A 6,000-nucleotide genomic window follows, 5' to 3' on the forward strand; every position below is an offset into this window, starting at 1 on the left:
GAATGTTCACCCGCCGCGGCGCATATTTTCACCACGCCCACGAAGGTATCCGCAGGAGAAACGAGCCGATGCTTGATCCTGTACGCCCCGCATCGAAACCGCCCGAGCAGGACGACGCGTTCCGCCCGAGCCTCCCGGAGGTGTACGCGTCGGTTCATGTGCCCGAAAGCGGTCGATGGTTTCGGCGCTTTCTCGCCTTCGCCGGTCCGGGCTACATGATCTCCGTCGGCTATATGGATCCGGGCAACTGGGCGACCGACATCGCCGGCGGATCGCGCTTCGGTTATACCCTGCTCACGGTCATCCTGTTGTCGAACCTGATGGCGATTCTGCTGCAGGCGCTCGCGGTGCGTCTTGGCGTCGCGACCGGCCGCGATCTCGCGCAGGCGTGCCGCGATCATTATTCGAGGCCGGTGAATTTTGCACTGTGGCTCGCGTGCGAGGCGGCGATCGTCGCCTGCGATCTCGCCGAAGTGATCGGCACCGCCATCGCGCTGCAACTGCTTTTCGGCATTCCGCTGATCGCGGGCGCGCTTCTGACCGCCCTCGACGCCTTCCTTTTGCTGCTTCTAATCAACAGAGGCTTTCGCCTCCTGGAAGCGTTTGTCATCGCGCTTCTGGTCGTGATAGCAAGTTGCTTCGCGTTGCAGATCGCGGCCGCCGCGCCGCCGTTCGCGGATATCCTGCGCGGCTTCGTGCCGTCGCCGCGCATCGTCGCCGATCGCGAGATGCTGTACGTGGCGATCGGCATTCTCGGTGCGACGGTCATGCCGCACAACCTCTATCTGCATTCGTCGGTCGTGCAGACGCGCGCGTACGGCAAATCCGTCGCGGCCCGCCGCGATGCGATCCGCTGGGCGACGATCGACAGCACCATCGCGCTGACGCTCGCGCTTTTCATCAACGCGGCGATCCTGATCGTCGCCGCGGCCGTGTTCCACGCGAACGGTCACGTCGAAGTCGCGGAAATCGGCGATGCGTTCCGCTTGCTCTCGCCGCTGCTCGGACTGAGCATCGCGTCGACGCTCTTCGCGGTCGCATTGCTCGCGTCGGGATTGAATTCGACGGTGACCGCGACGCTCGCCGGACAGATCGTGATGGAAGGCTTTCTGCGTCTGCGAATCCCGATCTGGTCGCGGCGTCTCCTCACGCGCGGGATCGCCATCGTTCCGGTCATCGTCGTGACGGCGATTTACGGCGAAAAGGGCACCGGCCAGTTGCTCGTGCTGAGCCAGGTGGTGCTGTCGATGCAACTGCCGTTCGCCGTGATTCCCCTCGTGCGCTTCGTGTCGGACCGCCGGAAAATGGGCGTCTTCGTGGTCTCGCGGTGGACGAGCGGATTGGCGTGGTTCGTCGCGGCCGTGATCGTCGTGCTCAACGCGAAGCTGCTGGCCGATACGCTGCTGTCGTGACCGCGCGTCGCGCGAGCCAAAAACACCCTCTATATATAAGGAGACGCAGACCATGAGCGGCACGTTCATCGACATCGCGCTTCGCGACGGCACGACCATTCCCGCTTACGTTGCGCAGCCCGCGAAGGGCTCGGGTCCGGGCATCGTGTTGCTGCACGACGCGAGCGGGCTCGATGACTTCGTCCGGCGTTCGGCCGATCTCTACGCCGAGGAAGGCTATGTCGTGCTCGCGCCGCAACTTCCCGATCACGATCCGAAGCCGGGCGGCGTCGCTGCGGAAAACTTCGCGGCGCTCGTCGATGCCTTGCGCGCGCTGCCGCAACATGCGGGCAAAGTCGCCGTGATCGGTTACGGGCGCGGCGGCCGGTTCGCGACGCGCATCGCCGCGCAGGCCGACGTCGATTGCGCCGCCTGCTATTACGCCGACGACTTCCGCGCCTGCCTCGCCGACATCCCGACGATCCGCTGCCCGATCATCTTCCACTTCGCCGAAGCCGGCGCGCACGATCAGCGCGAAGCCGAGGCGGCGCTCGCGGGCCGGCAGCATATCGAACGCTATGTGTACGCGGGCACGTCGGCGGGCTTCATCGTTTCAGACAGCGAGCACTTCGACAAACCCGCCGCGCTGATGGCGTACTCGCGCACGCTCGCGATGCTGCGCAAGGTGCTCGGTCCGCACTTCGATCTGAATCATTTGTGGGAGCAGCATTGCTATTTCGAATTCGGGACGCGCGATGTCGACGCCGTCATGCCGACGATGGTCGCCGAGCCCTACGTCAACCACGTGCCGACGATGACGGGCGGCGTCGGTCACGATCAGTTGAAGCGCTTCTACCGCTATCACTTCGTCCACTCGAATCCCGCCGACACGAAGCTGATTCCGGTGTCGCGCACGATCGGCGCGGATCGCGTCGTCGACGAATTCGTGTTTTGCGCGACGCATAGCTGCGAAATCGACTGGCTGCTGCCCGGTCTCGCGCCGACGGGAAAATACTTCGAAGTTCCGATGCTCGCCGTGATCCGCTTTCGCGGCGACAAGCTCTACAACGAGCATATCTATTGGGATCAGGCTTCGGTGCTGGTGCAGATCGGCGTGTTGAATCCCGAAGGGCTTCCGGTCGCGGGGCGGCAAACGGCGGCCAAGCTCATCGACGAAACGCTGCCGAGCAACGCGTTGATGCCCAATTGGGCATCGAGCGAGGGCAAGCCGATCTGACGCAGGCGAGCGCGGGGCGAACGTCGCGTTGCATACTAGGGTCACGCTAAAAAAACGATCAGGAGACGAGCATGACCGACGTGGACGGCGCGAAACGCGCGCCTCAATGTCCCTTCCATGAGGAAACACGCGCACCGGACGGCTGTCCGGTGAGCGCGCGCGCAGCCGAGTTCGATCCCTTCGGCGACGGCTATCAGCAAGATCCACCCGAATACGTGCGCTGGGCGCGCGAACAGGAGCCGGTTTTCTGGAGCCCGAAACTCGGCTACTGGATCGTCACCCGCTACGACGACATCAAGGCGATTTTTCGCGACAACATCACGTTCAGCCCGTCGATCGCGCTGGAGAAGATCACGCCGACCGGCCCCGAAGCGAACGCCGTGCTCGCGTCGTACGGCTTCGCGCTGAACCGCACGCTCGTCAACGAGGACGAGCCCGCGCACATGCCGCGCCGTCGCGCGCTGATGGACCCGTTCACGCCCGAAGCGCTCGCGCATCACGAACCGATGGTGCGTGCGCTCGCCCGCGAGTACGTCGATCGCTTCATCGACGATGGCCGCGCCGATCTCGTCGATCAGATGTTGTGGGAAGTGCCGCTCACCGTCGCGCTGCATTTTCTCGGCGTGCCCGAAGAAGACATGGACACGCTGCGCCGCTATTCGATCGCCCACACGGTCAACACGTGGGGGCGCCCGAAGCCCGAGGAGCAGGTCGAAGTCGCGCACGCGGTCGGCAAGTTCTGGCAATACGCGGGCAAGGTGCTCGACAAGATGCGCGAAGATCCGTCCGGCCCCGGCTGGATGCAGTACGGCATCCGCAAGCAGAAGGCGCTGCCCGAGGTCGTCACGGACTCGTATCTGCATTCGATGATGATGGCGGGCATCGTCGCCGCGCACGAGACGACGGCCAACGCGACCGCGAACGCGATGAAGCTGCTGCTGCAACATCCCGACGCATGGCGCGATATCTGCGACGACCCGAGCCTGCTTCCGAATGCGGTCGAGGAATGCTTGCGGCATAACGGCTCGGTCGCGGCGTGGCGGCGGCTCGCGACGAAGGACGTGACGATCGGCGGCATCGACATCGCGGCGGGCTCGAAGCTCTTGATCGTCACGTCGTCGGCGAATCACGATCAACACCAGTTCGCCGACGCCGATCTCTTCGACATCCGCCGCGAAAACGCCAGCGATCAACTGACCTTCGGCTACGGCGCGCATCAGTGCATGGGCAAGAACCTCGCGCGCATGGAGATGCAGGTTTTTCTCGACGAACTCACACGCCGCCTGCCGCACATGCGCCTCGCCGAGCAGCGCTTCACGTATGTGCCGAACACATCGTTTCGCGGGCCCGAGCATCTCTATGTCGAATGGGACCCGTCGATGAATCCCGAGCGCATCGATCCTTCCGTGCGCGAGCCGCGCGCGGTGGTGCGCATCGGCGAGCCGTCGTCGCATGCGGTGAATCGTGCGGTGATCGTCGATTCGGTTCAGGCGTGCGCGGATCGCATCGTGCGCGTGCGGCTCGTGTCGGCGAACGGGCGCGATCTGCCGCGCTGGACGGCGGGCTCGCATATCGATGTCGTGTGCGGCGACACCGGCATCTCCCGTCAGTATTCGCTTTGCGGCGATCCCGGCGACGCCCGCGCGTTCGAGATCGCCGTCTTGCGCGAAACGGAAAGCCGCGGCGGTTCGGCGTGGGTGCATGAGAACGTGAAGCCCGGCGCGCACTGGCGCATCCGCGGGCCGCGCAATCATTTCCGTCTCGACGAGACAGCGAAGAAGCTCGTGCTGATCGCGGGTGGCATCGGCATCACGCCGATCAGCGCGATGGCGCGGCGCGCGCGCTCGCTCGGCATCGATTACGAAGTGCATTACAGCGGGCGCTCGCGTGCGTCGATGGCCTTGCTCGACGAGATGTGCGCACTGCACGGCGAACGCCTGCGCGCGTACGTGTCGGAAGAGGGCGCGCGCAACGATTTCGCCGCGCTCGCCGTGGACGCGGGCACGCTGGTCTACGGGTGCGGTCCGGCGCGCATGCTCGATGCGCTTGCCGACGCGAGCGCAGAGTGGCCCGAAGACGCGCTGAAGATCGAGCACTTCGAATCGAAGCTCGGCACGCTCGATCCGAAGAAGGAACACGCGTTCGAAGTCGAACTGAAGGATTCGGGTCTGGTGCTGACCGTCCCGGCGGATCAGACGCTGCTCACGACGCTCAGGCGCGCGAACGTCGATGTGCAGAGCGATTGCGAAGAAGGTCTGTGCGGATCGTGCGAGGTGCGCGTGCTCGACGGCGATATCGATCATCGCGACGTGGTGCTGACCAGGAGCGAGCGCCAGTCGAACAATCGCATGATGACGTGCTGCTCGCGCGCGAAGGGCAAAAAGCTCGTTCTGGCGCTTTGACGCTTTGCCGAGTTTCCGGCGGATGTCCGCAGTCCGCCGGAAGCGATTAGTTTATTGACGGATGACATTATGTCGCGGCAATAGGCAATCAATAAATGCTCATGTTTTCATCACGTCGTCATATCGATCTAAAATCGAAACGGCGATTGAGATTAAATCGTTATACACAGTAGTTAATTCGGATATAAAGCGCGACGCTGCGCGACTCCGGTTGCCCAGGACAACCACCTTGTGAGCGTAGTAAGTCGTTACCCGAAATCGCGACATTCATCATACAACCGCGCAATTTTCGTCGTCATATAGGATGATTATTGAACGTGCGTTCGAGCAAGACAGCGATATTCGGCATGTTCAATATGGGACTTTTTACGAATATCAGGGTTAATACCTACTAATATGAAAATTTTTACGCATATTTTGCGTATAGAATTGTTACTAATTTGGTGCGTCGCACAAGCACGCACGACCGAAAAAAACTTCCAACATCCTGCTGCAAGACGGCGCGTGGACTCGCGCGGTGAAGTCGCGTTCACGCGATTGGCGCAGCAAGGCGAAAGAGAAGGCCGGTGCCGAACCTGAGAGATTTTTATTAAAGGCCCGTATAAATGGGTCAGCAATTGGCTGCACGTTTGCCGCGTCCCATTCGGGATTTTCTATGCGGAACGAACTTCGCAGTTCGGCGAGGTCATCCCGTAGTCGGCGCGACGCCCTTTGAAAGTCGCTCACTCACGCATCGGACGGTCGGACTGGCTCCGTAATCGACGCTGCGCATCAATCGCCAGGGTTCGAATCGAACTCACCGAATCCACACGTAATGGATGCCTTTTCCGTGTCGCGTGCGTCCTATCGCAATCGGAAATCCGCTCACGCTTTCGCTGTTTGATGAGGATAGAAAATGACTGACGTAGTGATCGTATCGGCCGCGCGTACGGCGGTAGGCAAATTCGGCGGCTCGCTCGCGAAGATCGCG

3 protein-coding genes are annotated in these 6,000 nt (G+C 62.4%); all 3 read left to right on the forward strand.

Annotated features, from left to right (window positions below; translation table 11 throughout):
* Positions 1 to 68: 68 nt before the first annotated feature.
* The 3 genes from AWB76_RS09265 (at position 69) to AWB76_RS09275 (ending at position 5,030) form a co-directional block, all read left to right on the forward strand.
* On the forward strand, positions 69 to 1,412 hold the full coding sequence (locus tag AWB76_RS09265) for an Nramp family divalent metal transporter (RefSeq protein ID WP_061159810.1): 1,344 nt from the start codon (positions 69 to 71) through the stop codon (positions 1,410 to 1,412).
* A gap of 52 nt (positions 1,413 to 1,464) precedes the next feature.
* Entirely contained in the window at positions 1,465 to 2,628 is a 1,164-nt protein-coding gene (locus tag AWB76_RS09270; protein ID WP_061159811.1) for a dienelactone hydrolase family protein, read from the forward strand.
* A 71-nt stretch (positions 2,629 to 2,699) separates the two neighbouring features.
* Positions 2,700 to 5,030, forward strand: coding sequence for a cytochrome P450/oxidoreductase (locus AWB76_RS09275; RefSeq protein ID WP_061159812.1), 2,331 nt, complete (start codon positions 2,700 to 2,702; stop codon positions 5,028 to 5,030).
* The last annotated feature ends 970 nt before the right edge of the window (positions 5,031 to 6,000 follow it).

This window comes from Caballeronia temeraria, from assembly GCF_001544795.2.
In the GTDB taxonomy this organism is placed as follows: domain Bacteria; phylum Pseudomonadota; class Gammaproteobacteria; order Burkholderiales; family Burkholderiaceae; genus Caballeronia; species Caballeronia temeraria.

Excerpts from the sequence above, each read along its gene's own strand:
- AWB76_RS09270 (WP_061159811.1), top strand. The coding sequence starts at position 1,465 with ATGAGCGGCACGTTCATCGACATCGCGCTTCGCGACGGCACGACCATT.
- AWB76_RS09275 (WP_061159812.1), top strand. The coding sequence starts at position 2,700 with ATGACCGACGTGGACGGCGCGAAACGCGCGCCTCAATGTCCCTTCCAT.
- AWB76_RS09265 (WP_061159810.1), top strand. The coding sequence starts at position 69 with ATGCTTGATCCTGTACGCCCCGCATCGAAACCGCCCGAGCAGGACGAC.